The organism is Prochlorococcus sp. MIT 1341 (genome assembly GCF_034092415.1).
Taxonomy (GTDB): Bacteria; Cyanobacteriota; Cyanobacteriia; order PCC-6307; family Cyanobiaceae; genus AG-363-P08.
Genome location: NZ_CP139304.1, coordinates 1,632,770 through 1,657,778 on the forward strand (window position 1 = coordinate 1,632,770; position 25,009 = coordinate 1,657,778).

Annotated in this window: 26 protein-coding genes and 3 pseudogenes; 15 read left to right on the top strand and 14 right to left on the bottom strand. The window is 37.9% G+C overall.

What is annotated here, in order from left to right; all coding sequences use genetic code 11:
- Positions 1-17 precede the first annotated feature (17 nt).
- Positions 18-1,934 (top strand): ABC-F family ATP-binding cassette domain-containing protein, encoded by a 1,917-nt coding sequence (locus SOI84_RS08290; RefSeq protein ID WP_320674063.1) that lies wholly within the window; start codon positions 18-20, stop codon positions 1,932-1,934.
- Between the two features lie 39 nt (positions 1,935-1,973).
- Here SOI84_RS08290 and SOI84_RS08295 read toward each other — a convergent pair whose 3' ends face one another.
- Positions 1,974-2,132 carry a hypothetical protein gene (locus tag SOI84_RS08295; protein WP_320674064.1) on the bottom strand — a complete coding sequence of 53 codons (159 nt, stop codon included), beginning with the start codon at positions 2,130-2,132 and terminating at the stop codon, positions 1,974-1,976.
- 90 nt (positions 2,133-2,222) lie between these two features.
- Positions 2,223-2,369, bottom strand: a complete 147-nt coding sequence (locus tag SOI84_RS08300) for a hypothetical protein (protein WP_320674065.1) — start codon at positions 2,367-2,369, stop codon at positions 2,223-2,225.
- 341 nt (positions 2,370-2,710) lie between these two features.
- Here SOI84_RS08300 and SOI84_RS08305 point away from each other — a divergent pair, with 341 nt between their 5' ends.
- From SOI84_RS08305 to SOI84_RS08330, 6 genes are all read left to right on the top strand, one after another.
- Positions 2,711-2,839 carry a hypothetical protein gene (locus tag SOI84_RS08305; protein ID WP_320674066.1) on the top strand — a complete coding sequence of 43 codons (129 nt, stop codon included), beginning with the start codon at positions 2,711-2,713 and terminating at the stop codon, positions 2,837-2,839.
- Between the two features lie 241 nt (positions 2,840-3,080).
- Positions 3,081-3,905: a class I SAM-dependent methyltransferase gene (locus SOI84_RS08310; protein WP_320674067.1), complete on the top strand. Its 825-nt coding sequence runs from the start codon at positions 3,081-3,083 to the stop codon at positions 3,903-3,905.
- Between the two features lie 368 nt (positions 3,906-4,273).
- The gene (locus SOI84_RS08315; RefSeq protein WP_320674068.1) at positions 4,274-4,708 is read left to right on the top strand and encodes a hypothetical protein; all 435 of its coding nucleotides are present in this window, start codon (positions 4,274-4,276) and stop codon (positions 4,706-4,708) included.
- A 148-nt stretch (positions 4,709-4,856) separates the two neighbouring features.
- Complete coding sequence (locus tag SOI84_RS08320; RefSeq protein WP_320674069.1) at positions 4,857-5,018, top strand: hypothetical protein; 162 nt, start codon at positions 4,857-4,859, stop codon at positions 5,016-5,018.
- A 114-nt stretch (positions 5,019-5,132) separates the two neighbouring features.
- On the top strand, positions 5,133-5,336 hold the full coding sequence (locus SOI84_RS08325) for a DUF2905 domain-containing protein (protein ID WP_320674070.1): 204 nt from the start codon (positions 5,133-5,135) through the stop codon (positions 5,334-5,336).
- On the top strand, positions 5,336-5,497 hold the full coding sequence (locus SOI84_RS08330; protein WP_320674071.1) for a hypothetical protein: 162 nt from the start codon (positions 5,336-5,338) through the stop codon (positions 5,495-5,497). The genes SOI84_RS08325 and SOI84_RS08330 overlap by 1 nt, the downstream gene beginning before the upstream one ends.
- Before the next feature lie 603 nt (positions 5,498-6,100).
- On the opposite strand, the pseudogene SOI84_RS08335 reads toward SOI84_RS08330, so the two are convergent.
- A pseudogene (locus tag SOI84_RS08335) lies at positions 6,101-6,274 on the bottom strand (DUF1330 domain-containing protein); the annotation flags it as partial.
- A 312-nt stretch (positions 6,275-6,586) separates the two neighbouring features.
- On the opposite strand from SOI84_RS08335, the gene SOI84_RS08340 reads away from it, so the two are divergent.
- Both SOI84_RS08340 and SOI84_RS08345 read left to right on the top strand, forming a co-directional pair.
- The gene (locus SOI84_RS08340; protein WP_320674072.1) at positions 6,587-6,991 is read left to right on the top strand and encodes a DUF1499 domain-containing protein; all 405 of its coding nucleotides are present in this window, start codon (positions 6,587-6,589) and stop codon (positions 6,989-6,991) included.
- Entirely contained in the window at positions 6,991-7,275 is a 285-nt protein-coding gene (locus SOI84_RS08345; protein WP_320674073.1) for a SemiSWEET transporter, read from the top strand. Before SOI84_RS08340 ends, SOI84_RS08345 begins: the two co-directional genes overlap by 1 nt.
- A gap of 231 nt (positions 7,276-7,506) precedes the next feature.
- Here the strand turns inward: SOI84_RS08345 and SOI84_RS08350 are convergent, their stop codons facing one another.
- From SOI84_RS08350 to SOI84_RS08370, 5 genes are all read right to left on the bottom strand, one after another.
- Positions 7,507-7,659 carry a hypothetical protein gene (locus SOI84_RS08350; RefSeq protein WP_320674074.1) on the bottom strand — a complete coding sequence of 51 codons (153 nt, stop codon included), beginning with the start codon at positions 7,657-7,659 and terminating at the stop codon, positions 7,507-7,509.
- 241 nt (positions 7,660-7,900) lie between these two features.
- The gene (locus SOI84_RS08355) at positions 7,901-9,670 is read right to left on the bottom strand and encodes a gamma-glutamyltransferase family protein (RefSeq protein WP_320674075.1); all 1,770 of its coding nucleotides are present in this window, start codon (positions 9,668-9,670) and stop codon (positions 7,901-7,903) included.
- A 494-nt stretch (positions 9,671-10,164) separates the two neighbouring features.
- Complete coding sequence (locus tag SOI84_RS08360) at positions 10,165-10,326, bottom strand: hypothetical protein (protein ID WP_320674076.1); 162 nt, start codon at positions 10,324-10,326, stop codon at positions 10,165-10,167.
- A 21-nt stretch (positions 10,327-10,347) separates the two neighbouring features.
- Positions 10,348-10,719, bottom strand: a complete 372-nt coding sequence (locus SOI84_RS08365) for a hypothetical protein (protein ID WP_320674077.1) — start codon at positions 10,717-10,719, stop codon at positions 10,348-10,350.
- A gap of 159 nt (positions 10,720-10,878) precedes the next feature.
- A complete protein-coding gene (locus tag SOI84_RS08370; protein WP_320674078.1) occupies positions 10,879-11,121 on the bottom strand; it encodes a hypothetical protein in 243 nt (80 codons plus the stop codon).
- 346 nt (positions 11,122-11,467) lie between these two features.
- Here SOI84_RS08370 and SOI84_RS08375 point away from each other — a divergent pair, with 346 nt between their 5' ends.
- Entirely contained in the window at positions 11,468-11,746 is a 279-nt protein-coding gene (locus tag SOI84_RS08375; protein ID WP_320674079.1) for a DUF3764 family protein, read from the top strand.
- A gap of 218 nt (positions 11,747-11,964) precedes the next feature.
- Here SOI84_RS08375 and SOI84_RS08380 read toward each other — a convergent pair whose 3' ends face one another.
- Positions 11,965-12,258 (bottom strand): hypothetical protein, encoded by a 294-nt coding sequence (locus SOI84_RS08380; protein WP_320674080.1) that lies wholly within the window; start codon positions 12,256-12,258, stop codon positions 11,965-11,967.
- 402 nt (positions 12,259-12,660) lie between these two features.
- Here SOI84_RS08380 and SOI84_RS08385 point away from each other — a divergent pair.
- The 3 genes and pseudogenes from SOI84_RS08385 to SOI84_RS08395 all read left to right on the top strand — a co-directional run.
- Positions 12,661-13,005 (top strand): annotated as a pseudogene (locus SOI84_RS08385) (OsmC family protein); the annotation flags it as partial.
- Positions 13,006-13,008: 3 nt separating this feature from the next.
- A pseudogene (locus SOI84_RS08390) lies at positions 13,009-13,566 on the top strand (hemagglutinin).
- 241 nt (positions 13,567-13,807) lie between these two features.
- Positions 13,808-14,929, top strand: a complete 1,122-nt coding sequence (locus SOI84_RS08395) for a DegT/DnrJ/EryC1/StrS family aminotransferase (RefSeq protein ID WP_320674081.1) — start codon at positions 13,808-13,810, stop codon at positions 14,927-14,929.
- A 578-nt stretch (positions 14,930-15,507) separates the two neighbouring features.
- Here SOI84_RS08395 and SOI84_RS08400 read toward each other — a convergent pair.
- Positions 15,508-17,211 carry a protein adenylyltransferase SelO gene (locus SOI84_RS08400; protein WP_320674082.1) on the bottom strand — a complete coding sequence of 568 codons (1,704 nt, stop codon included), beginning with the start codon at positions 17,209-17,211 and terminating at the stop codon, positions 15,508-15,510.
- A gap of 534 nt (positions 17,212-17,745) precedes the next feature.
- Between SOI84_RS08400 and SOI84_RS08405 the strand changes: the two genes are divergently transcribed.
- Positions 17,746-18,141: a DUP family protein gene (locus SOI84_RS08405; protein ID WP_320674083.1), complete on the top strand. Its 396-nt coding sequence runs from the start codon at positions 17,746-17,748 to the stop codon at positions 18,139-18,141.
- Positions 18,142-18,184: 43 nt separating this feature from the next.
- Here the strand turns inward: SOI84_RS08405 and SOI84_RS08410 are convergent, their stop codons facing one another.
- The 3 genes from SOI84_RS08410 to SOI84_RS08420 all read right to left on the bottom strand — a co-directional run bounded on the left by SOI84_RS08410 (position 18,185) and on the right by SOI84_RS08420 (position 21,868).
- On the bottom strand, positions 18,185-18,730 hold the full coding sequence (locus tag SOI84_RS08410; RefSeq protein ID WP_320674084.1) for a class I SAM-dependent methyltransferase: 546 nt from the start codon (positions 18,728-18,730) through the stop codon (positions 18,185-18,187).
- A gap of 30 nt (positions 18,731-18,760) precedes the next feature.
- Positions 18,761-20,452 carry a carbamoyltransferase C-terminal domain-containing protein gene (locus SOI84_RS08415; RefSeq protein ID WP_320674085.1) on the bottom strand — a complete coding sequence of 564 codons (1,692 nt, stop codon included), beginning with the start codon at positions 20,450-20,452 and terminating at the stop codon, positions 18,761-18,763.
- 156 nt (positions 20,453-20,608) lie between these two features.
- Positions 20,609-21,868: a hypothetical protein gene (locus SOI84_RS08420; RefSeq protein ID WP_320674086.1), complete on the bottom strand. Its 1,260-nt coding sequence runs from the start codon at positions 21,866-21,868 to the stop codon at positions 20,609-20,611.
- 889 nt (positions 21,869-22,757) lie between these two features.
- On the opposite strand from SOI84_RS08420, the gene SOI84_RS08425 reads away from it, so the two are divergent.
- A complete protein-coding gene (locus tag SOI84_RS08425; protein WP_320674087.1) occupies positions 22,758-23,690 on the top strand; it encodes a glycosyltransferase family 2 protein in 933 nt (310 codons plus the stop codon).
- A gap of 64 nt (positions 23,691-23,754) precedes the next feature.
- Here SOI84_RS08425 and SOI84_RS08430 read toward each other — a convergent pair whose 3' ends face one another.
- Positions 23,755-24,948 (bottom strand): DegT/DnrJ/EryC1/StrS family aminotransferase, encoded by a 1,194-nt coding sequence (locus SOI84_RS08430; protein ID WP_320674088.1) that lies wholly within the window; start codon positions 24,946-24,948, stop codon positions 23,755-23,757.
- Between the last annotated feature and the right edge of the window lie 61 nt (positions 24,949-25,009).

Genomic DNA, 25,009 nt, shown 5'->3' on the forward strand with positions numbered 1-25,009 from the left:
CAAATGGAGAGTTCTTGGTGAGTTTAATTAGCTTAGTGAACGCTTCAAAAGACTTTGGCATCAAAAGCCTTTTCAAAAACCTACATCTTCATATTAATAAAGGAGAAAGACTTGGTTTGATTGGGCCAAATGGATCGGGTAAATCAACTTTATTAAAAGTCCTTGCCGGAGTCGAACCTCTAGGGGAAGGTAAAAGGGAAGCTCTGTCTTCTTTGCGGATATCTTTTGTAAGTCAAGAAACAATTTTCGATAGTCAAAAAAGTATTTTGGAAGAAGTACTTGAAGGATGCGGAGAAAAACGGAAATTATTACTTGACTTCACTAACCTGAGCAGAAAAATAGCTCAAAACCCAGAAGATGAAAGGCTGTTAAAAAAACTAGGTGAAACAAGTGAAATGATGGATGCTGCGGAGGCATGGAATCTAGAGCAGCAATGCCAGGAAATACTTCGAAGACTAGGAATTCAAGATTTAGATAAACCAATCAAAGAGCTTTCTGGTGGTTATCGCAAGAGGGTGGGCCTTGCATCTGCCTTGGTAAGTCAACCTGATGTTTTACTTCTTGATGAGCCAACCAATCATCTAGATGCTTCTGCAGTTGAATGGCTTCAAAATTGGCTAAGTAATTACCAGGGAGCACTTGTCCTAATAACTCACGATAGGTACGTTCTCGATCGAATCACATCTCGTATGGTTGAAATCACTAATGGAGAAGTTCATAAATACTTAGGTAATTATCGACAATTTCTTCAGCAGAAAGTCGAGCAAGAGCAATTAGAAGTATCGACAAAGAAAAAGTTTCAGGGCTTTTTAAGAAAGGAGTTAGCTTGGTTAAGACAAGGGCCTAAAGCAAGAAGCACTAAGCAGAAAGCACGTCTTCAGAGAATTGCTCAAATGCAAGCGAAACCAAAAGCTTTAGTCAAAGCCAAATTAGAAGTAGATTCACTTAGCAGAAGGATTGGTCAAATTGCAATTGAAGCAGAGGGAGTAGGTTTATTGAGTGGTAATAGAAAGAATAATCCGATGCTTTTTGATAACTTTACTTATAGCTTTTCTCCAGAGGATAGGGTAGGAATCATTGGCCCCAATGGTAGTGGAAAATCAACTCTTCTAGACTTAATTGCTGGCAGAAGATCACCTAGTCGTGGAACGATTAGGCTTGGCGAAACAGTTCATATTGGCTATCTTGATCAAGATACAAATGAATTAAATCAGGGTAAAGGTTTAAATCGTAAAGTGATAGAATTTGTAGAAGAAGCTGCCCTAAGGATTGATCACGGCGGAAAACAAATTACAGCTTCTCAACTTTTAGAAAAGTTTCTTTTCCCACCAAGTCAGCAACATAGCCCTTTAAGAAAACTTTCAGGAGGCGAAAAAAGACGACTTGCGCTATGTAAAATGCTTATACAAGGCCCTAATATACTTCTTCTAGACGAGCCGACAAATGATTTAGATATACAAACACTAAGTGTTCTTGAAGATTTTCTTGAAGATTTCAAAGGGTGTGTTGTAGTTGTTTCACATGATCGATATTTTCTTGATCGAACAATAGATCGAATCTTTAATTTTGAAAATGGTAGCTTGAAAAGATATGAAGGAAACTACACCAGATTTCTCGAATTGAAGATTTTGGATGATCACAAAGAAGAACAAAAGGAACTTAAAAATATTAAATGCACACCTAAAAAGAATGATCTCAACCAAATATTAAAGCCTAAAAAGAGTTCAAATCGGATTAGCTTCAAAGAATCAAGAGAGCTAAAAGATCTTAACCTAAAATTACCTCAGCTAGAAGAAAAGAAAAAATTACTAGAAAAAAGAATATCCGAAAGTGAGGGTAATATTAATCAACTAAGTCATGAGCTGGCATCAATTCTTGAAGTTATTCAAGAGTCTGAGGATAGATGGATTGAATTAAGTGAACTCTCTGATTGAGATAGTTTGATGATCGTAAATCGTATAGGGAAAAACAAATTAAGCAGCAGTGGCCTCATAGTCTTCATTGACGACCCCTTCTATTATTTCTAAAGCGATTTGTTTTGATGATGCTTGAGAGGCTTCCCAATATCTGATTAGGAGTTGAAGTTCTTTGATCCTCTGCTTGGCGACCTCGACTTTTTGTTCAATGTTCATAGCAAGGAAGCATTTCAAAGGCCTGAACCATTTAGACGTCTATCCCTTGCGATTTCAAGCTTGGTAAGCAAAGTAATATCAAATGATTACCTAAGCGGCCATTAAGTCTCCTCCCTCTATCTCTTGCATTAAAGGCGTCAAGGCTTCCGTTAACTCTCTTTCATTTTCAAAACCCAAGACTTCCGCAGGTTCTTTACCTATTGAGTAAACTTCATCTGCGCCTAGTGAAACGGACATTCTTTAAACGATTTTAATAAAAGATAAAGGCTTTCCTTGAAATGTCTATCTCAGATATTGATCTGCACAATTATTGGTTCTGCAGTGGTTTGGCTAGATCTTCCTTTCAGTAATGTACAAGGGAGTTTAGATAGAAATTTCAGATTCGCTGAGAACAGTTGATATCACTAAAAAGGAAGTTTTCATTAGCCAATATGAGATGTCTTTTTAACCCATTGCGAAAAAGAGGTTAAAGAGCTTGGTGAGGGTTAGAGACCTGCTCAAATTTTGCTGAAATTTGAGCAGGTTTCTCTCTTTTCCTATTTTGACTCACTTATCTGGTTTTGAGCTTATGGGTATGTGTGACCAGGGAATTATCAGAATTAAAGACCTTTCTTAATGGCTATGACCGTGGTGGTCATGATCGTGGTGGTCATGATCGTGATCGTGATCTTTGTGTATTCCATCAGTGGGAACGTCTTCGACTTTAGATTCGCATCCACTTAGAGAAATAGGACTGAAAATAATTGCTGCTGCAAAAAATGGGAAAAGCAGTTTTTTCATGAAATCAAAAAAATAACCTCTACGTGAGAGCAATAGCGATTGTCGTTTTTGTTGTGATTTTGGACAAGTCGTTTTAGTTGAACGTTCTTATATCGCTAAAAATGCCTCAAATACAATGGTTCCTGAGACCTTTTTACGGTACTGTGTTTCTATGAGTAATTAAATTTTATGGGTTCTTTAGAACCAAATCTGCGGCAAAATATCAAAGGAGAGGAGCATAAGGATTTGACGTTAGATTTCATTACCCATGTCCCAATAGCCTTTGAGCGGCGCAAGAAAAGATTATTAATAGCTTCTGCTATTTATAGATTTTATAGATTTTCTGCTAAATTCCTATCACAGAGATTTTTGCTAGGAATAGCGCTTGAATGTGAATTCATTTTAAGAAGAATTTGCTTGGAAATTACCAATTCAGAATTAGAAGGTAGAGACTTAAGGCTTGAAAAGAAAAGAGAATTTATCCTGAAAAATATATCAAACGTGGGAAGGGTGATAGACCTTGGTTGTGCTTGTGGTACAGACACAGTTTGGCTGCATAAAATCACAGGTCGTAAGACAATAGGAATCGATCATAATTTAGAACTTATTAATACTGCTAAGAGCAGGTATAACAAAAAAGATTTAGAGTTCTTCTGTTTAGATGCTTTACAGTTTATGAAAGAAGACCAGAGAATATTAGAACAAAATGATCTGGTATTTCTAAGCCATATAGTAGAGCATATTGATTATCCAAGCATTATGTTAACTGAACTATCTGAATATTTCAAATATAGCTACGTAGAAGTTCCTGATTATCTTGATTCTGACCCGTTAGCACAAGCAAAGTTGCAATTGGGTTCTAGGCTTTTATATTCTGATGATGATCACACTTTTGAGTACTCAAGAATTTCGATAAGAGGTCTCTTATTGGATTGTGGATGGAGAATAGTTGATTCAGAGTTTTACGGAGGTGTCTCAAGATTCTGGTGTAAAAGTGAAAGAAAATCTCGCTAAAAGCAAGATTTGGTATTTGGTATCAATAGTTTTTAGATATTCATCATAAACTAGGAAACCTTAGTCATATCAACCAATTTCAAGGAGTGTTTTTTCTTTATTAGGCGTTAAGAGCCTATTTCTCTTTATTAATAGAGTTTTTGATAGCCAATGCAGCAAGACCTTCAGCATATCTTTAAGCGGTGGGATTCTGTGGAGAACTAGGTAGCAGGGCCGAACCCTGAACTCCCGACTAAGGTTTTAGGCATCCACTGTTCTTTCGCGGACAAAAACGGACAGAGGGTCACTTTTGCACAAGTTGTTCTCCCCCCCCCTCTCTCTCTCAACGAGAGGCCTGGTAAGCTCTGATCGTGCTCAGGCCGTTTTTTATGCGCTGTATATTATTTGCTTGTTTTATTGCGGCAACACTTTTTCTTACTCCGGTTGTGACCTTTGCATACACTGCTGATTTATCACCTGCTGTTTCAGATGTAACTAAGAAGTTTTCAGAGAAGTTCTGTACGTCTATTGGAAAGGGAATGACTCCTGAAAAGGCTGGAGAAAGTGCAGTGGCTCAACTTGCACCTCAACTTACAAAAGGCTTTTTTTTCTCACCTGTTATGGATGAAATAATGTCTGCTCCAAAAGCAGACTTAGCTGATTCAGTATCCAATAATATTCTTGATAAATGTGGAAATGAACTAGGAGGTATTACTACAGAAGAGCTTGATGATTATTTAACTCTATTGGCAAGTAAAATTCCTGTCAAATCTAAGGGTTTGAATTTACCTTCAGTTCGACAGAAAGCACCTTTGAGACAATAATTATGAGCCGATTACTAATTGCGTTCCTTAACGCTTATGAAAGTGGTATCTCCTCAGGTGACTTCTATGAGGAACCGATAGGTGATGATTATGTCTATCCAGATTGGCAATGAATTTTGCAGAAAATTGGGCGAGGGTATTTGTTGTGATGACTATCGTCGGTCTAGAAGTAGCCAATACCTATTTCGCCAAGGCTGAAATTGTGGGAGGCATACTCCTAAACCTCATTGCATTTGGTTTGTTTCTTGGAGCCATTGGCTATGTTTTATTTACTGGTCCCTTATATGGAAAAGATAAAAAAGATGGATGACTGGCCATCAGTTGAGGCTGCTAATAGAGTAGTGGGAACTGCTGGACTGTTTTTGTTTGCAGCAAGCTCTGCCTATTTGGCTTGGCAGTTTCAGAGATTTTTTGGCAATAAATAATGCAAAAAATTCTAATCACTCTCGGACTTGGAATTGCTGCTATAGGTGTTCTATACCCTTACTTAAGGCAATTGGGTTTAGGACAACTGCCAGGCGACATAATTTTGAAGGGAGAAAACTCAACTTTTTATTTCCCGGTCGTTAGTTGTATTACGATTAGTTTGTTTGTGTCGGCTCTGCTTCATTTATTCCGATCCTCCTAATGCCCCTCGCAAAACCTATCCCTGACTATGTGATGCGTCTGTGGCGTAAGGTTCGCAGGTTTGAATTAACACGCACTCTTCGTGCCACTGAGAAGAGGATGGAATACGTCAAACAATCATTGGCTTATATAGATCGAGTCGAAGGCAGAACACCGAGATAGTTGATCCTAATTAAGATCTTCCAGTGGGGCTTAGTAATGCCTAGTTTTTTGTCTGTTTGAGATTTCTCAAAATGGTTTGAAAAGGTTCCCTGAGGAATCAGGTGCCCCTTCTGATTAAAGACGTTTAAGTCTTGTTGCTAGCACGTCTTACTTCCAGTCATGCTCTGTTCCAAAGATTGTGTTAATACTTTGAACCGGAAATGGTTTTTATGGCTATTTTCTAAGCAGTTTCATTATGGAGGTGATCCATTGTCGTATCTACCGATCGGTCAGGAGCTAATGGGGATTAAATCAGTTGAGCACTCAATGGCTTCAGCCTTGAAAGGTTTCATGATTAATAGGTTTATATAGGTTTTCTTTTTAGGCCTATTAATTAAAGAGCTGGTGACAGAGTCATTGGCTCTTTTTCTTTTGAGATTTACCTGTGTCCGAAAGTATTTCTGGATTTCTTCTAACTTCTTGGTGTTCAAACTCAAGGATTGCCTAAATTTGTTTCTCTATTCATGGAGCCTTAGCTGCTCCTGAGCAATCGTTACTCACATAGGGTGGGACTTCTGTAATCTCTCAATATTTACCCTAAGCCAAAAGGACAATCTCTAGTTCTTAGAGGCCTATGGCTCTTTTTAGTTTTGTAGCCTCGTCCATACCTTCCATGCTTGTGAAAGTCGAGTTGTTTGTAGCAGCCTTGTGAAGCTTCGATAACTCTTGATATTTAGCTGATTCATAAGCCTCTACTGCTGCTCGCATAGAAGGAAATATACAAATGACTGCCAAGTTGACTCCTCTTCATTTCTTTTGATGGAAGGATTCTGTAGCCATATAGGTCGATTATCGGGTATTGCTTCTTCTAGTTCTTGAAGTGGTTCATTCCTAATTGCGTTGATGTTCTAAAGAGTCGGTGCTTCGTGCACATCAATAAATAGAGCTTACTGCTTCTATGAAATAGCGGATGGAGCAAAGACATTGAAATATTCAATAGTCAGCTGATCAATTCATTAATACCTTCTCTTACAAATGTTTAATGCTTTCTACCCTTTTGTTGGCAGAATATTAAACCCAAGCGTTTCACTCAGCATTCAGGTGCAACTTATGAAAAAAATCATATTCGTTGCTATTGCTTCTCTGCTTTTGATTTTCAATAGCAGCCTTGCTTTGGCAGATTTCGAAACCGAAGAGCTTCCTAAGTGCGTTGTTGTGACTCATTGCGTTCGAGTGAACTGGGAAGTTAGTGATATAGAGGCTGCATTCAAAAAAGTTGTAGAGGCAGTTTCTAATACTCCTAGAACTAAAATTGTTGAGCAGACTGATTTTTATATCCATGCAGAAGCTAAAACCAAATCCAGAAGATTTACCGATGACCTCTTAATCAAAGCACTCCCAGAAAAACGGGTAATTCAAGTTAGGTCTGAATCGAGAGTGGGGATAGGTGACATGGGAGTTAACCAAAAAAGAGTTGATGATTTAGCTTACCGTCTATCAACGATTAAAAATTAGTGATTAGTCCGGATTTTTATGGGTTTATCGCTGCTGCACTAACGACCGTGGCTTTTGTGCCTCAAGTTATAAAGACCTGTAGGACTAAGAAGGCTAAGGATGTATCAACAACGATGCTCTTGATGTTCATTACTGGACTCTTGTTCTGGATTATCTATGCAATACATACACACGCTCTCCCTGTCTTAATAGCCAACACAATTACTTTTATCCTGAACGTGACAATCCTTATGCTCAAGCTGACTTATAGTAAGGAAAATAGTGTAGAAGAAACTGCCTTATAACTTGCCCTGACTAGGGTTGTTCAAAATGTATCAGCTTGAAAGTAGAAATTATCTAAGTTGATAGATAGTCATATTCAAAACCTATAGAGACCCCTTATTTTTTTTCTTTGCTGTCTTCTTCTTTTTTTACCATGTCTCAAGCTTAGATAAAGTTTGCTCAGTTTCTCCTTCGCCGGTTTCTCTAGGTAACTATATTTTGCCTTACTCTTATATAAAGGTAAATTGTTCTTTTTACACGACTCCTAACTTCATTGCTGCTTTCACCCTCCTGACTATGGCATCATCAATGTCGTTGTCCGTTTGAAGAGCTAACCATTCCAAGGAGGAAACGATCCAAGCCTTCATTTGTTTCTTGAACAGTTTTTTAAGGGTCAAGTACAACATGGGCTTGAAGAATAAAAAAAAGAATCCGGCAATACTTGTCATTCTTTTAATCTAATTCGTTAAAAGTTAGCTACTTTATTCACTATTGCTCCATTATCTCTAGACCTTTAATTAATGCAAGTTTGGGTAGAAATTTCTGATTTACCCAAATGCCTTGCTTCCATGTATAGGTAAGCGGTAATGGCCAGCAGTGAATTTTAGCCATAGCAATATATCTCATCATTATTCTCTGAAACTAGTTCTATTTCAGGCTGACTGCTTTGCCTTCTCTTCTTGGGTCGGCAGCACCGTGCCACTTTCCATTATCCCATTGGATGAGGGCTAGTCCACTGTTAAAACGACTGTATTTAATTTGGTGCCCAAGACTCTTTAGTTTCTTATGGATGTTGTTATGCGGATCTGACCAGTTACCGCCTTGTTCCAGTAACGTGTAATCAGGTCTGACCGACAGTAAATTCTGGTTGACTACGTCTTTTGGCGAAAGCTTTAAATCTAGTGCTCCTATTAATGCATTTGTCAGGTAATGGGGAATAAGCCAGCCGCCTGGCGACCCAATTGCCAAAACTGGACGGTCATCACGGAATACTATGACCGGAGACATAGAACTCATAGGGCGTTTGTTTGGTTTAATTCGATTGGCAATGGGCTTCCCTGAGACGTCTGATAAAAATGAGAAGTCAGTTAATTGGTTGTTTAATACCATTCCTCCAGATAAATGTCTGCTCCCGAAGACATTCTCAACTGAACTTGTGTAGCTTGCGACGTTCCCATCTGCATCAACTACTACTAGGTGAGTCGTTCCTCCACCTGATGTACGAGGTTGACTTGCTAAATCCAATAATTCGCTACCTCTTGGCTTCCCTGGTAAAGGTTTAATTGTTGTTGTATTGGCAGTTTTGATGGCGCGCGCCCTTTTTTTAATATAGCTGTCTTCTAATAACCCCTTGAGAGGCACTCTCAAGTCAATAGGGTCGCCTATCCAGTGAGAACGATCAGCATCGGCAAACCTTAAAGATTCTGCTAAAAGATGCCAACGATTTAGCTTTTGCTTCCACCGACTTTTCTTTGAGAGAATTTCATATGTTCTAAGAGATTGCAAAACGGCAACTCCACCACCACTTGGGGGAGGAAAACAACAAATTTGCCAAGACTTATACTTTCGACAGACAGGATTACGCTTTTTGACTTTATAACTTGCTAAATCCACATTAGTGATTGTTTGTACGTTCTTGTTTTTGTTTCGCTGTAGTTCAAGGTCAGCTATAAGCTCATTGGCTACTTCACCAAGATAAAATTCATTGACACCTCCCTTTGCAATTCGGCTGAGGGTGGATGCTAATTTCTTGTTGCGAAATGGTATCTTTTTAGTTGGGAGAGAACCATTTGGAAGATAGAGGGATTTAAAAGCTTTACTGTGGTTAATTCCTATTTTTTTTGCCAAAGAAATTGATCTAAGAAGTCGAGGACTTGGAATGAATCCGTCTCGGGAAAGATGAATACTTCTTTTGAAATTATCTGCCCAAGGTAAGCGTCCAAATTGTTGGTGTCCTTCCCACAGTAACGCAGTTGTTCCTGGGACTCCTATTGCGGAGAGACTTTTAGTTGCCTTTAGCCAAGGAACTTCTTTCCCATTCGATGTTATCCATACATTCTGTTTAATTTGAGCAGATGCAGTTTCTCTACCATCAAGAGCATGTAAAGACTTTTTTGTTTGGTCCCAATATAAAAGAAATGATCCACCACCTAAACCTGAGCTTTGTGGTTCAACAACAGACAGAACTGTCTGAGCTGAGACCACTGCATCCATGGCGGTTCCACCTTCTTCTAACGACCTAAGAGCTGCATCACTTGCTAATGGATTGGCAGTAACCACTACAGCTCGGCCGCTCGCAGTTGATATTCCGGTGCTTTTAGTATCAATACTTTCTGGTGCTCTCCAGTTAACTTGCGCAATGAGCGGTAGGGGAAGTGTTATAAGGAGAAATAGCTTGAAGGGTTTATAGGTTGTCAATGCAAGTTTGGATAGGAATGTCTGATTCGCTGAGATCGGTTGAGATTACTCAAAAGGAAGTCTTCATGAGCTAATAGTTAATTTCCTTAATTGAAATTGAATCTTAGCGTTACTTACCTTTTTGTGCCTCTTCTAAAAGTGAGATATAGATTTATGTACGCAGCGATAACTAAAAGAATTAAAAGAAAGGTGTTTAGTTTCATCAATCAATAGATAGAAGTAGAAGTAGAAGGAGTTTTAATAGACCCTTTTCTCGAGGGTTTGCTTTATTTATTAGTCACCAAAACGATAGTGCTTTCAAGGCAGGGTGAGGTTAAGGAGATTTGCAATTAATTATCTCAAACTCAACTTCTTTTTAGCTGCATATAGAAATTATGAAAGTCCATCAATAAGAGGTGTAGAGCTTTTAAACCTTTTCTTCCTGAGCAGAGATAAATGCAGAGGATCCTCAAGAGCAGAAAATGATTTGAGTTGTCGTCCCAAGGAATCGCATTTCATGCCAAAGAGCTAATTAGCTTAGTTACATCAACAGGTTCATCAGGTATGCACTCTGTTGGGTAAGGGGTGACATCTCTTCCAGCAATACCTGCAACGACAGCAGCTAGTACGATACCTAATAACCATTTGTTCCGTGTGTTGGATAAGAAGCGGCGCATAATTCCCGTAAAGTAAAAATACTAAGCAACTTTTTCTTCTTCTTCAGTAATCACTTCAACCAGTTCTGGACTAAATGAAGAAAGTGCGGTGTCCTCATCTTCCTTAAATGGCATCTCAACTGATGGAGCTTCGACTAAAGTTAATGCCTGTTCATCCATTCCAGTTGACTCGGCAGGAGTGTCCTCACTGGAATCAGAAGAGAAAGAAGCCTTGGCTAAAACTTTTATCAGGCTCTTTAGAGATACGAAGAACATCTTGAAAATATCAGACAAGTTCTTGAGTTCTTCTTTAATGAACTTCTGAGAATCTTTTCTAACGAAGTAAGTTGTGACTGTCCATCCAGTTAGACCAATAAGGAATAGAGAGCACGAAACTGTAATCAGAGTGAACATTACTAGGTAGATATAGCCCTCTATGTATATCTATTCCTTTTAGACATTGCAAGGAAGTAGCCATCTCTTAGAGAGTTCGCATCTTTTCCTTATTAAATTTTCACTATTCCTTAAGTTTGGGTCGCAATGCATGATTTCACTGAGATCGCTTGCCATGACTTAAAGAGAAGTTTTCAACTTGGGCTCATACACAGCGCCATTGCATACACCCACAGCAAGAGACTCTTTAGCTTTCTGGCTCCAGGTATTTAAATCTGGTTTTTCATTGATCCATCCGACGGTACTATCAAGACAACGATTCCAATAAGCAGCTTTCTTTGAAACAGGCACTAATTCGATAGCAATTACACAGAGAGCAAGTGTTGCAACTGTTTTCAGTGTCTTGTCTAAAGAGGTCTCCATACTGAGTTTGGGCGTTGAGGCAATCTTTTTAACTATTGTTAAAGAGAAATAATGAGAAGTCAGTAAAAATTGATAATTCTATTGATATGACTAGGGTTTGCAGATTAATCGACTTTAGACTTTTGTTTACAGGTTATTAGTTCCTTGCATTTATAGCAATTAATCTTTGGCAATTTCGATGTGGGAATGAACCCTGCTCAGTAACGTTCCTTGCCTTGTTTTTTATCGCTGAACTTAGGGCCCTAAGTATTTTCACTGCTTTTGTCAGAGGAACCTGAAGAGATGCTCTCTGACATAGAAACTTGAGGTGGAATATGTAATCCTAACTTGAATTGCAATTTCCTTGATGGCACTTGAAACCACTGTTGTTACCTTCAAGCTAAATGGAACTTTTGCTCAGTGGGCAGAGATTTTTGATAGTGATGAAGCAAATAAGAGGCATGCAGATTATGGGATAAAGCCTCTATATAGAGGAGTTAATAAAGCAGACCCTCAGCAGGTGATTGTTATTCATCAGAATCAGGAAGGGGATTTGGATAAGTTCCTTGAAGCAAACCATGATTGGATCTCTACTCATGATGTTGATATGACCAGTTTTGACAAGTCAGTTTGGACTGCTGATTAGTAACTTGATAGAAGGAAGAAGAATTTCTGCTAATGGGTCTAAGAGAAAAGTAGTAGTTTCAATGCACTTTCAGACCAAAGTCTTACCCATTTTTATAGGTGCTCGGTTGACTTTTCTTCTTTTGTAAAAGTGCCTATTAGAAATTGAAAAAAGGGGGCCAATTAAGGCCCCCTGAATACCTTCTTAGTTAACCCCCATCACTCAGCCAGTGGAAAGTCTTAGGTCTTAACAGCGTACTTTTTAGTTTCTTCAACAGCAAGTTCAGTTTTTTTTTCTGATGGAGCTAACGCTTTAAGCTCTTCTTGAAGCTCATGTTCACGTTCATCAATTACTTTGATGCGTGATTGATATGTCTCTTCAAGTCGCTTGCGGGAAGCGTCAAGGTTGTCGAGCTCTTCTTGTCGCTGCTTACGCTTGATCTCATCTAGCTGGCTATCTGAGACAACATAAACAGTCCTCATGTGAGGAAAGAATGAGTCAGAAAAAACAGATTCGAATAAGGATGTGTGCATGATGTTCTGTGCGGGAACATCCTTACTTTGCTTCAAGCTTTTAGAAGCAGTAATGCTGTAAACCGAAGAAATGTATACGGTAAATATCACCTAATTCGGTTAATAGCACATTAGTTAGTAAGAACCGTAAAGTCTAAATGCTTACGTAAAAGCCCTACATGCAATTTATACAAATATGCTAAAAATCAATTAGCCGAACAGGACGGTTATGAAACTAAGAACTCCTTTCACTATCATTGCAAATCCACTTAGAGATATTGATCGTTTGCACGATTTTTCTTACAAGTTACCCGCTGAAATACAAGGCGACTTTTGGGAAGAGGAATGCAAGCTTTATCCCACGAAATCTAATTGTAAGATCTACGAAGTGTAGACAAGATCCTTTGTCGCTATTTAGGAGATCTGCATACAGAAGCTACGCATCAGTATTCTGGAGAAAGACTTAGAACGGATGCACCTGTTGATCATGCAGGGAAAGGAGAAAATTTTTCTCCTACTGATTTATTAGCCACATCGTTGGGAACTTGCTTCCTTACAGTGATGGGAATAGCTGCAAAAGAAAAAGGTTGGGAATTAGGTGAGATGACCGTTGAAATTGATAAGGGGATGACAACTCAAGGACCTCGCAAGATTGAATCTTCATCCCTTAACATTGATATGCCACTTGATTTGGAATCTGATCAATTAAAGTTCCTTAAAAAGGCTACAAAAGACTGTCCTGTTTTGAGAAATTTAAATGACTCAATCAAAATCAAGGTTAGGTGGAATCAATCAAAAAAGGAAAGCAAGACATCCCTTAATTTTTTACCTATCAATGTATTTCGGGAAACCCCTCAAGTCACGTTCTTTGATTCAGGAGTCAAGGGCTCAAATGGATCCGATGTGGTAATTCATCCTGGAGGTGCAATTTCGCCTCCAAATGACGAGGAATATGAGCAGTATTAGGTTCATCACCAACAGATTGACCACAACTTGGTTTTAGATGGAAGTCGTACGTTTACCTTGCTCAATCCTGAATGGGATGAGCCCCATCACCTGATTTACCTGAATAGAAAAATGGGTTCTCTTCAGATACCAATTGGCACTTACCACCAATCTGTTTCAGGGCGAGAGGGCAGGATTGTATTGAATCAAGCAGTTAGAGATAGGGGCTTTGATCCAAGTAAGGAATTTATTCCTATCAGTTTGCGTGATAGGTACGATTTGCGGAAAGCAAAAGCAGCGGAGCCTATTTTTTGGATTTGGGATGATGGAAGACTTAGAAGATTTACAGTAGATTCAGTTTCAAGTAGCGGTAAAAAGGTGTGATGCTAATTTCAAAGATGAAAATGTTTTTACTGATATAAATCCTTAAAGATATGCTGACTAAATAGATTTCCAAACAAATTAAAGAGCTTATACCTGTAAAAAGATTCAAAGCTTCTAAAGCCGCAGTGCTTATATACCTTTATTTAACTATAAATTTAAGATATAAAATCAGAAGAATTTTCTAGAGAAAAGCAATTAATTAAGAAAGAATATGATATGCTTTCTCCGATAGAGAGGCTTAATGGTTCACGATTCTCACACCCCATCATGGACTTATGCATATGAGATGGAACTTTATCGTGAGGAATATCTAAGTGCTATAAATACCGTTTTCGATTCAGGATGTTTGCTGTTTGGAGAACAGCTTAAATCCTTTGAAGAAACATTCTCAAAATATATAGGGACAGCTTATTCAATTGGTTGTGATAATGCAACTAATGCGATTTTCTTATCTCTTAAATCTCTTGGTATTGGATCAGGACACACAGTTATCACTGTTCCTAATACAGCAATTCCTACGGTTTCAGCTATTCGTCAATCAGGGGCAAGGCCTATCTTTGTAGATGTGGGAAAAAATGCCTTAATGGACCCTGCTTTGATCGAAGATGCGATACATCCTTCGACCAAAGCAATTCTCCCTGTTCATTTATATGGCTATCCATGTGATATGCATGTGATAAATAAAATTGCTTCTAAGCATCAATTATCCGTGCTAGAGGACTGTAGTCAGGCACATGGTTCGAAGATTGGAGATAAAAGTGTAGGGAGCTTTGGCGATTTATCTTGCTTCTCTTTCTATCCTACAAAACCTCTTGGAGGGTTTGGAGATGCTGGCATGATATGCACTGATAACCAGGCTTTAAATCAAAAACTTAGAAGGTTACGTTTTTATGGAATTGATTCCGACTATATAGCCCAATTTGATGGATATAATTCCAGAATGGACGAGATTCATGCTGCCATCCTAAATAAAAAAATTTCTCGTTTGGACCTCTCAATTAATCACAGACAAAAAATTCTAGATATCTATATTGCCACACTTTCTTCTCCATTTTTAACTCCACTACCTCCTCCTGAAGATTCTTCGACGTCAAAATACCTTATCCCTTTTTTATTCGAAGGTGATAGAGATAAGTTTGCTGCGAGACTATATGAACACGGAATTGGAACTAATATTAGCTATAAAACGCCAATTCACCTTATGCCAGCATATAAGGATCTTAATTATAGGGAAGGAGATTTCCCTAATGCTGAGTTTTTCTCTAAACAAAATATCTCTTTCCCTATCTTTAATGATATGCCCGAGTCTCTAGCATATAAAATAGCCGAAAGGATTAATACTGTGTTAGATTTATATTTTTAACAAAGAATTTTAGAAGTAAACTGCATAGAATATTATATAAGAAACAAAGCCAATGTCGTAGCAATAGCTATATAATTAGAACTATCGCTTATTCTAGTCAAAGCATCTGCAATTATCACATTTACTATTAAACATAGTATTTGAATAATATGTATACCTTCTAAATTTAAAAGTATATTTCGGTTGAAACTATATCTAGCATCGCCATAACTGTTTTTAAGGATACATGTTGACCCACTTGTAAGCACAGCGGTTGGAAGGAAAAACTTGGAGACGTAAATATTTTATAGAGAAGAATATAAAGGATCTTCCTGATTAGCCCAACCAAAGCAAATTTAACTATCCTGTGCATCTACTCTCAAGAACTCTAATTCTTAATTGAAGTAAATAGGAGTTTGAGTATATCTAGAGGGCTCTCATAGACTGTTTGCGATTAATTAAAGGGAAGTTTGCATCAGTCAAGAAGAGATATTTTTTAGTCATTGCAAGAAAAGAGAATAAAGTGCTTGCTGAGGCTTCGAATCTTGCTGGAATTAGTGCAAGGTTTTCAGCAAAAGTTAGCAACCTTTTTTGTCCTATCAAGACGAACAGCTGTAGTGGGATACACCTCCGGCGTTGAAGAATTTCTTGGGTTTTAGTTGGTCATAAGTCATCTCTATCTCAATTGATTGTTTTTCGTAGGGATTGCTGAACACAGTCTGTAGTTCCTTGATGACGCTGTAATCACCTTGCTCAGCATTCTTGTAAGCGGGTGCGACTATCCACTCGCGCCAGGTGTACTTGGGGTTAATCCCTTTCATAGCTTCAGATGTCACTCTGAGGTCACCGTAGCTTTTGATGCGATCTCGCCATTGTTGCAGCCAGCTACCCCACTGCCTATCAACTTGTTCTGAGCTAGGCAAGTAGAAGCTCTCTTTTAAGGGGGTAAGTTCCTTTGGGATATGAGAGAGCTTTCGGAAAAAGATCGTGTAGTCCACATTGGAAAGAACCATAAGCTGCAGTAGTTCGTTCACTAGTGTTGCGTCATAGCTCATCAGCCCAAGCTTCTTTGCCCACATGGTCTCGATTTCCTTATTCATAGCTTCCGAGAAGTCCTCTCGAATTCGATCCAGCCTTGCAAGCGCCTGCATGTTGCCATTAAGGAGAGGTCGGATGGCTGCCCAGAACATCTGATAATTGGCTTCGGCAGCAATTGGTTGGTTGAAGAATGAAAAATGGTCCCCGCCTCCTGTCCAGGGTTGAAATTTGGGATTAAACAGTTCGCAGAATCCGAAGGGGCCGTAGTCGAGGGTGTAGCCACCCGCGGCACAGTTGTCACTGTTGAAATTTCCTTGGCAGTAGCCAACGCGCATCCAGTTGGCTACGAGCGATGTGAGCCGTCCGCGAAACAAGTGGGCCAGCTCGATTACTTGATCAGTAAAGCTAAGACTCGGATCAATGACCTGCTGGTAGTTGCGTTTGATCAGATGCTTCACAAGCATCCGCAGCTCGTTAAGTGCATCATGATGGCTATTGCTACGTGCTCGACGGGCAAACAATTCAAGCTGCCCGACACGAAGAAAGGACGGTGCGACACGTGTTGCTATTGCTGTAGGATTGTCTACCACGATGTCGGGATCGATGGATCTGGAGTTAAGTGCGTACCAGGGCCTACGTACTGTTTCGGACCGCGAAACATATAGTGTCAGAGAGCGTGAGGTCGGAATTCCGAGGGCCTGCATATACTCCTGTGCCAGGAACTCTCGCACGCTGGACCGGAGTACGGCACGTCCATCGGCGCCACGGCAGTAAGGCGTTGGCCCTCCTCCTTTCAGTTGCATTTCCCAGCGTTTGCCTTTGAAGAGGCCTTCGAAAACGGAAATTGCCCGACCATCGCCGTAGCCGTTGCCGGTTCCAAATGGGCATTGCTGTATGTATTCAGTGCCATAGATTGATAGGGCATAGCCGGTTGCCCAACCAGTAGGACGCATTGGTTCACGTACCACAGTGATGTCGCCTGAAAATAAACGGCGAAATTGTTCGTCGTGGGCAAGCTCATGGCTCAGCCCCAGCTCGTTAAATAAGGTTTTACTGTGCGTGATGTATTCAGATTCTGGAATTGGAGTGGGGGTTACCGGCACGTAATGACCGGAGAAAACTTGTCGAGGTTTGTAATCGTGACCATCGTTTGTCGCTTGAGGATCCGCGTGGAGTGAATCCATCAGCGAATAGTCAGCTCGTTGTGAAAACTCAGCGAAAGTTTTTGCTGTAGGTGATTCGAACACGCTCGTGGTGGCTGGCATGGGGGCGATCGTGACTTCTTTCTAATGTTTTAGATTGCCTGGGCATGGCCCTATAGCTGATGTCGCTCCTTTTTAGCGGTAAGTCTAAAAAGGTTGAACAGAATTGAGGTAGAAATTTGCGATTTTCTGTGAACATTCAAGGGAAGTTTTCATTATTTACTAGAGGACGTCACTCATGGGGGAATGATTCGGATAATATAAGTTGCTCTTTTTCGGTCTTGTTTGCTGTTCCTATCAGTCGAATGTATGCATTTCGTTATCTTTGTGTATAGATTGGGGGTGAGAAAGCTGGCAAGATCAACTGCTTTGCCCCTCTCCAGCTTGGTGGCTTTTGAAAACCAATAGTTAATTTACTTGGATTACAAGTCCATATAGACCATTGCTTTATCCTTAGACCGTTACTGGGGGGCTTTCAGGGCAGGGGGGCATTAATGATCTCGAGTTCAACCTTTTCTAGTTGTTTTAGAGGTTCATCCGTAGATAGTCTGTTTATGGAAGGCAAGTTTCAAGCTCTGCAAATTCAATTCAAAACTTATGACTTCTAACCAAGAGGGCTCTGATCCCTTCAAGAATATTACTGAGGAAAAAATATCAGAACTGATCAAGGCCAATGATGCTTTGGATCAGGAAGAGTCCAGAGTAAGAAGTGAAGAGATAGAGGAAGCAGAAAAAAGAAGATCAGATAAGAAACTTTTTAGAAGATTAAGAAAATCACCACTAGAAATTATTAATCGATTTTTATTTCTTTTGTTCATAGGTGGTTTTCTATTTTCATTCTTTTCTGTTTATGCCACGAGTCGTTGGTGGTTCTTTTGGTATTTGGTTAGTGCCTTTTCTTGTATTGCATATACACCAAACAGGAAAGCTATTAAGGAATTGCTAGATGCTTGGCCAAATATTATAGATCTAATAAAGGGTACGAGGAAATAAGTGAGATGCTATTTCTAGACCTTAATAGTTAATAGTTGTTGGACTACTTGAAAGCATAAAGGTAAACATCTGCAAGTAAAAATACTGAACATTTAGAGACAAGATTACAGTGTTTTTCTAGGAGTAAATGTTCTTCATTTGGGCTTAGCTTGTATCCCTTGTGAGCATCTTTTTTGTTTAGTAAGTACATTCCAATCTTATTTAGAAGGCCTTTTCTGCTTGTGCCAATCAAAAGTAATGTAGAGGGATTTTTATTTTTGACTTCTTTAAGCACTTCATCTACTTCATATGATTCCATGCAATAAAAAACTTGATTTGCAACAAAGATTTCAAATGGAATATCTCTCCAGTTAGTTACCTCTGAATATTCCTGAATAACATCATATCCAATCACCTTTGATTTAGGTAACATCTTTTTCAGTTTTCCATGACCACAGCCAAAATCTAAAATTACTTTATCGGTATTTTTCAAATTGCCTAATTTAATAATCCTTGAAAGAAGCCTGTAAAAATAAATAGCACTAACCCCCTCATACTTCGTCGTCATACTTGATTTCTCACCGATAGAGAACTTGGATTTAGAAGACATACGAATTCAGATGGTGTTGTTAACCTTAATTCAGGTTTCTCTATTTACAACTCTATAATCATCTATATATATTACATCAACTCTATTTTCCTTTAATGCTTTTATGGCATCAGTGTGAGAACAGACAATTGGCTCTTCATGTGTGTTAAAGGATGTATTTATTAGACACTTTTCCTCTGACGATTTTTCCCATTCAAGCAGCAAATCCCACATGAATCTATTAGACTCCTTTGTTACAACTTGTGGCCTTGCGGTTTGGTCTATATGAACAACAGCAGGCGATTCTATTGAAAAGGAATCTCTACAGTTGATAGTTGAGGTCATATATTTTAAGCTAATGTCTCTTTCATGGAAATCTAGAAAGGCTTTAGAACTTACCTCTTCTCTAATCACAGGAGCAAATGGCATAAATTCCGTTCTATTAAGCCGCTCGTTGATTAGTTGATTAGACTCTTTATTTGCTGTACTGAATAATATGCTTCTATGTCCTAAAGCTCTTGGGCCAAACTCCATACGTCCTCTAATTAAACCAGTGAGTTTGTGATCGAGAAGATCCGCGCAGATTGATTGGATACAATTTTCTTGAAATGATATAGTTAATTTATAGTCCTTTTGGAAGTCATTTATGAATTTCGATGTATCAATTTCTGGCCCTAAATACATTGTAGATAGAGGCTGAACCTTCAAGCCTTTTTGGTGTTGGGCAAGGGCAGATGCTCCAAGGCAGAGCCCTCCATCTCCCATTTGTGGCTGAACAAAAATATTTTTAGTAATTGGCAATTCCTTGATCACCTGATTAACCTTCACATTGGCAAAAACGCCTCCGGCAAGCATTAAATTTGATGGCGATATATTGTTTTTATTGAACACATAAAGAAGTAAATCACTAACTAATGTCTCAAGGTGTAGTTGAGCTGCAGCAGCTACATCTTCTTTCTTGAATAACTTGATACGATCCATTAGAATGTTACTATAAGGTTTGAAATATGGAATATATAAATCACCAAGATTTGACAATAATCTTCCATCTTTAAAATCTATCATTTCTTTCATAAGAGGTAATGCTTTATAGGGATCTCCATAGGCTGCAAGACCAGTTATTTTACCTTCATGCCTCATTGGACTAAAACCAAGGAGGCCAGTTATCCTCCCGTAGAAATACCCAAGACTGTCAGATGTGGGTATAGAATATATTTTTTTTAAAGGATGTTTCTCAGCCTTTCTATTAAAAATCCATACAGTTAGCGATTCAAAATCTCCACGCCCATCAGAAATTAAGCAAACTCCTTCATCAAAATGGCTTAGTAATGTAGCGCTGGCTGCATGTGCTTCATGATGATAATAATGATAAAATCTTGAGCATAATGAATTGTCTATTCTCCATCTCTCCACTTCTAAAATCTTTTGTGAGTCTCTTTTGTAATCCCATTCTGTACGTTCTTTGTAGATTGACTTTGCTTCAACTGAGGATAAAAGATCATATCTATCTAGATAATTAACTAGTAATTTAGGCTCAAATCCTTTGTACCAAGCATAAGCAATATCTACTTCATTTAATGTTAGGCCTGATTCTCCTAGTACATAGTCAATTGACTGCTTAGGGAATCTATTGTCAAGCTTTTTTCTGCTAAAACGTTCTTCACTAACCGCCGAAACTAATACACCATTCTTAAATAAGCAAGCAGAGGCAGTTTCATTATTGCATATTCCGACTGTATACACTTTGAATTAGAAACTTCAATATCAATTCACTATAACACACCCAGAATTTCATCTTAATTATTCCTCTCTTGAAATGTTCTATCATTAACTGGCCTTATCTCCATTTATTAATGCCTAAAAATATTTTAAGAGGTTATTCCTCTATGTACTGAAAAATTAGCCATTTACCCCGGTTAAGTAGCTTACTCTTGCAGATGTAATGATAACTCCAATCACACATGGCATCGAAAAGATGATTTGGTTCACAATACGGCTGCTTAATTTACTAGCCACAATTTTTATGATCCCAATCATTCCTAAAGCAAAAAAATAGCTAAATATAAATGAATGCCCTAGTAAATGAACTGCAAGACTTTGCTGAAAAAGCATGCAAAAGCTTAGAAATGTCCATGCTAACGGAATGAAAGCCCATAAAGTTTCCCGTTTTCTTTTTGCTAAAAATATTATTCCTACTACAGATACCAATGATAAGCAAAGCATTCCTATTATACTCAGACCACAATTATACAATCCGATCTTTCCGCTTAATTCATAAAGACCATGTGTGTATCCCTTGTCAAGGCAGACGCTTAATCTATTTCCGCCGAGAAATTGCATTGCGGCAAGTATTCCACCATGGTGTATGTTTCCAAGGCTATCTAGACCAATTCTATTAATACCACTTGATCCAGTATTACGCACTATAGTATCTGAAAGTCTGGCAATAGTTAATGATGAAAAATGAATTAGTGTTGGAATTATTCCAATCATTATATATATCATTCTTTCCTTTTTTGACTGAAACCCTTGTGGCAGGAGATTTAGATCTCTTTGCCTACGACCAGAAAAGATTTGTGAAAGAATGTATTCTAGAATAAAGAAGAAGCTAATTATCAGAGACCATAACCAAGAAATTAACCCTGCAATAAAATATGAAGCAATCCCTGCTATTTTGAGCCTTTTCCAGAACAGTAAAAGGCTTAGAAGATAAAATCCAAGGAAAGGCACTTCATTCCATGGTCCAAGCATCATTCTGTAAGACCATGGGCTGCTCAAAAATATAATAAATGTGGCTGGACCAATATATAAATTCTCAATCGATTTGTATGCACAAATGATCATTATTGATAATTCTGAGACGATTACCCCTATACAACATATCCAAATATAGTCATATATAGGACCATAAGTTTCTAATTGAATTGCTGAATCGAATTTTCCTATTACTGCATGAGGTAAGTATGTTATAGCTGAAACCAAATAGGCAGTTATTGTTTGATAGGAATTCGAGTGAGATGTTATTTCTAATGTTTTATCAGAGCTAGTAAACCCAAACCTTATTAACGCTGAATTATTTATTATGTGACTTATAGCATTTGTAACTCGCTCGAGGTGATACGGTCTCCATGATATACCCAAAGGAGAAAATCTTTCCATAAAACTGTAGTAAAAATATGAAAAAAGGAAATACGCGCAAACCCGCAAATACGCCGCATTCTGTTTAAGGTTAGATCTATGCATTGCTTGTCAAATTTTTATAAACCTCTTCTAAGATAAACCATTTTGTTTGCCAGGTTCCATTTTAGTCACCTAACTTTTGCTAAGTACCTGATTAAGTCTATTGATAATTATAGCCCTAGCTATCTATTGACGTCCTTCAATTGAATATCTAAATGCTTGATAAAATATGTTCTATGTGAAATTCAATAATACTCAGATTCTGTAGCCAATAACACTAGAGGATATTTATTAAGATTGCTCAGAACCATTGTTACCACTAACCTACAACTTTTAATTAGACAACAATTGATTTCAGCTATATCAAGAACTTCTGGCGAAAATAATGCTTTAGGTTTCGAGACGGCTCAAGTTTTACTTCATAAGGTAGCAAATGTAGTTCCGGTCTGCTGACCCTTCGAAAAGCTGAAATGGCACTTCAGAAATCTTTAAATAGAATTGAGTCTGGAATGTAGATGTATTAGAGATAGACGTTGCAGGGTTGGAAAAGTATTAGCATTAGGGCTTTAATTCCTCTTGCTCAAGTTCTTTTTTCTTCTGGATTCATCATTCTCCAATGTGGTTTTGATTAAATCCTGATAACCACCCTTTGCAGAGCTGATTCCAAACATTACTAAAAACCCTAGTCCAGAAAATAAGATTAAGCCTATCTCTACTGGGCCCAAAGTAAGAGCAATAGAAAAAAGACCAGGCATAGAGGAGTAATTACTCAATTATTTATGCGCCTATTATAGTTTACCTTGGTCAATTAATAAACAAAATTATGTATTAGCTAGTATAATAGCCAAAACTCATAAGTTTGAATCTTTTGGAGCTTTCCATCGTTTCTCCTGTATATCAATCGGCAGGTAGTATAGGAGCATTAGTTCGAGAAATCACCAAAAGTTGTAAAGCCTTAGAAGTCGAATTTGAGATTATACTTGTAGAAGATGGTAGCAGAGATAATTCATGGACTATGATAGAGAAAGAATGCGCTAGAGACCCTAGAGTTATAGGTCTCAAGTTCTCTAGAAACTTTGGACAACATAATGCAATAATGGCAGGACTTAGTTACTCAAGTGGAGATTGGGTTGTTGTAATTGATTGCGATTTACAGGATTCACCTGACCAGATAGTCAATTTATATAATGAAGCAAGGAAAGGCTATGATGTAGTTCTTGCCTTGCGAGAAAAAAGAAGAGATAATTATTTGAAAAGATTAACATCTAAATTATTCTATAAATGCTTTAGTTATCTTACAGATACAGATCAAGATCCACGAGTTGCCAACTTTGGTATATATAGCAAACTGGTAATTAATTCAGTTTTGCAGATGAAAGATAAAATAAAATATTTCCCGGCGATGGTAAATTGGGTGGGGTTTAAAACTAAAAAATTACCAATTTTACACAGCACTAGTCAAAGAGGTAAATCCTCATATGGCATTTTAAAATTAATCTTGTTAGCGTTTAACATCACTATAGGATTCTCCGATAAACCCTTGCGATTATTTGCACTATCTGGTTTCTTGGCTTCTTTTGTCTCAATTTCTCTAGCATTTATATATCTTTTATTGGCTTTAATGGGAAAGCTTACTGTTTCTGGATTTGCAACCTTGTCTATATCTATTTTCATGTCAACAGGAATGATTATTATGGTTTTAGGAGTCATCGGACTTTATTTAGGTAAAACATTTGATTCAGTAAAGGATCGTCCAACTTATATCATCCAGAAAGCTATAACTCCTCCTTTTAGGCAATAGAGGTAGAACACTAAGTCTTGCAATATATCCCATACGTAGAAAAAATAAGAATTTCAAAAATGTTTTACTTAAGTTGTCCCATCTTTTCTAATTGTCTAAAAATCTTATCGTAATCGCCGGTATCTAAATGTTTATGCAATGGGATAAATATATGGCTATTTTTTACAGCATCTGGTCCAGATAGCTTTTCATTAGATTCTTTTGCGATATTGTACAGGTTTGAGGTTCCCGTTTCACATCCATTTTTAAATAAAGTCTCTTGTGCCAAGTTTCTTGACTCGACAGGTATTATAAATTGCCAAAATGTATCCTTTGTGTTTAAGGAATTGCCACCAATTGGCATACTAACTTTTCTTCCTTTATAAGCTTTTACTGCTTTTTCTGCCATCTTCCTTCTTTCCGAAATTAGGCATTCAAGCTTTTCGAGATAAATTATCATTTTTTCACATTGGACTTTGCTTATATCTTCAAAGTAAAAATTTGGTAAATTCTTATATAGTTTGAAACCTGTAGTAGGGCCAAGTAGATTATCAAATAGTTCTTTATTTAGTCTCCGAATAATATTAAGGAGATCGTAGGTTATAAATTTAAAAATATGCTTATTTAAAGCAATATTCCAAATCAATGTTTTTAATATTATTTTCCTAATACGCCAACTATCAGGGGAGATTAAGGTTGATGATAATTTGTTTAACTTGTCAACAAAGCGCCTATCTTTAGAGATAATAAAGCTCCCATTGTAGCTGTCGACGTATTTGGTGATGGATGAACTATAGAAACCAGCCTTACCATGCATGCCTAAAGGAATTCCATTAAATTCAGCTCCAATCGCTTGAGAAATGTCTTCAAAAATCACAATACCAGCCTCATTGCAAATCCCTACTATTTCGTCAATATTTGGTACTATGCCAAATAAATAAGTCAGTAAAATGCAAGCTGGTTTATTTGAATTTATCTTAGCTTTTAAATCCTTCGTACAGACGTTAAAGTATTGAAGCTCTATATCTACAAATAATGGTTTAAGTCCAAGTGAATAAATAATATTTAACATTGGAGGTATTGTTAATGGTGTTATTAGAATTTCAGTTCCAACTTCCAAATTTAAGGAAGATAGACATGCGTAAAAACTTGTTCGTGCATATGGGAATAAGGCGACATCCACATCACCATATAGTCGTTTTATTGCTTCCTTTGATTTACTCTTTGTTTTCTCACTAGCCCTTTTGCATCCATTTTCATTTACAAGACTTATAATCAAGGATGACGCGTCTTCCCAGATTGAATGATATATGTTCCCTCGGCTAATTCTCATGATAACT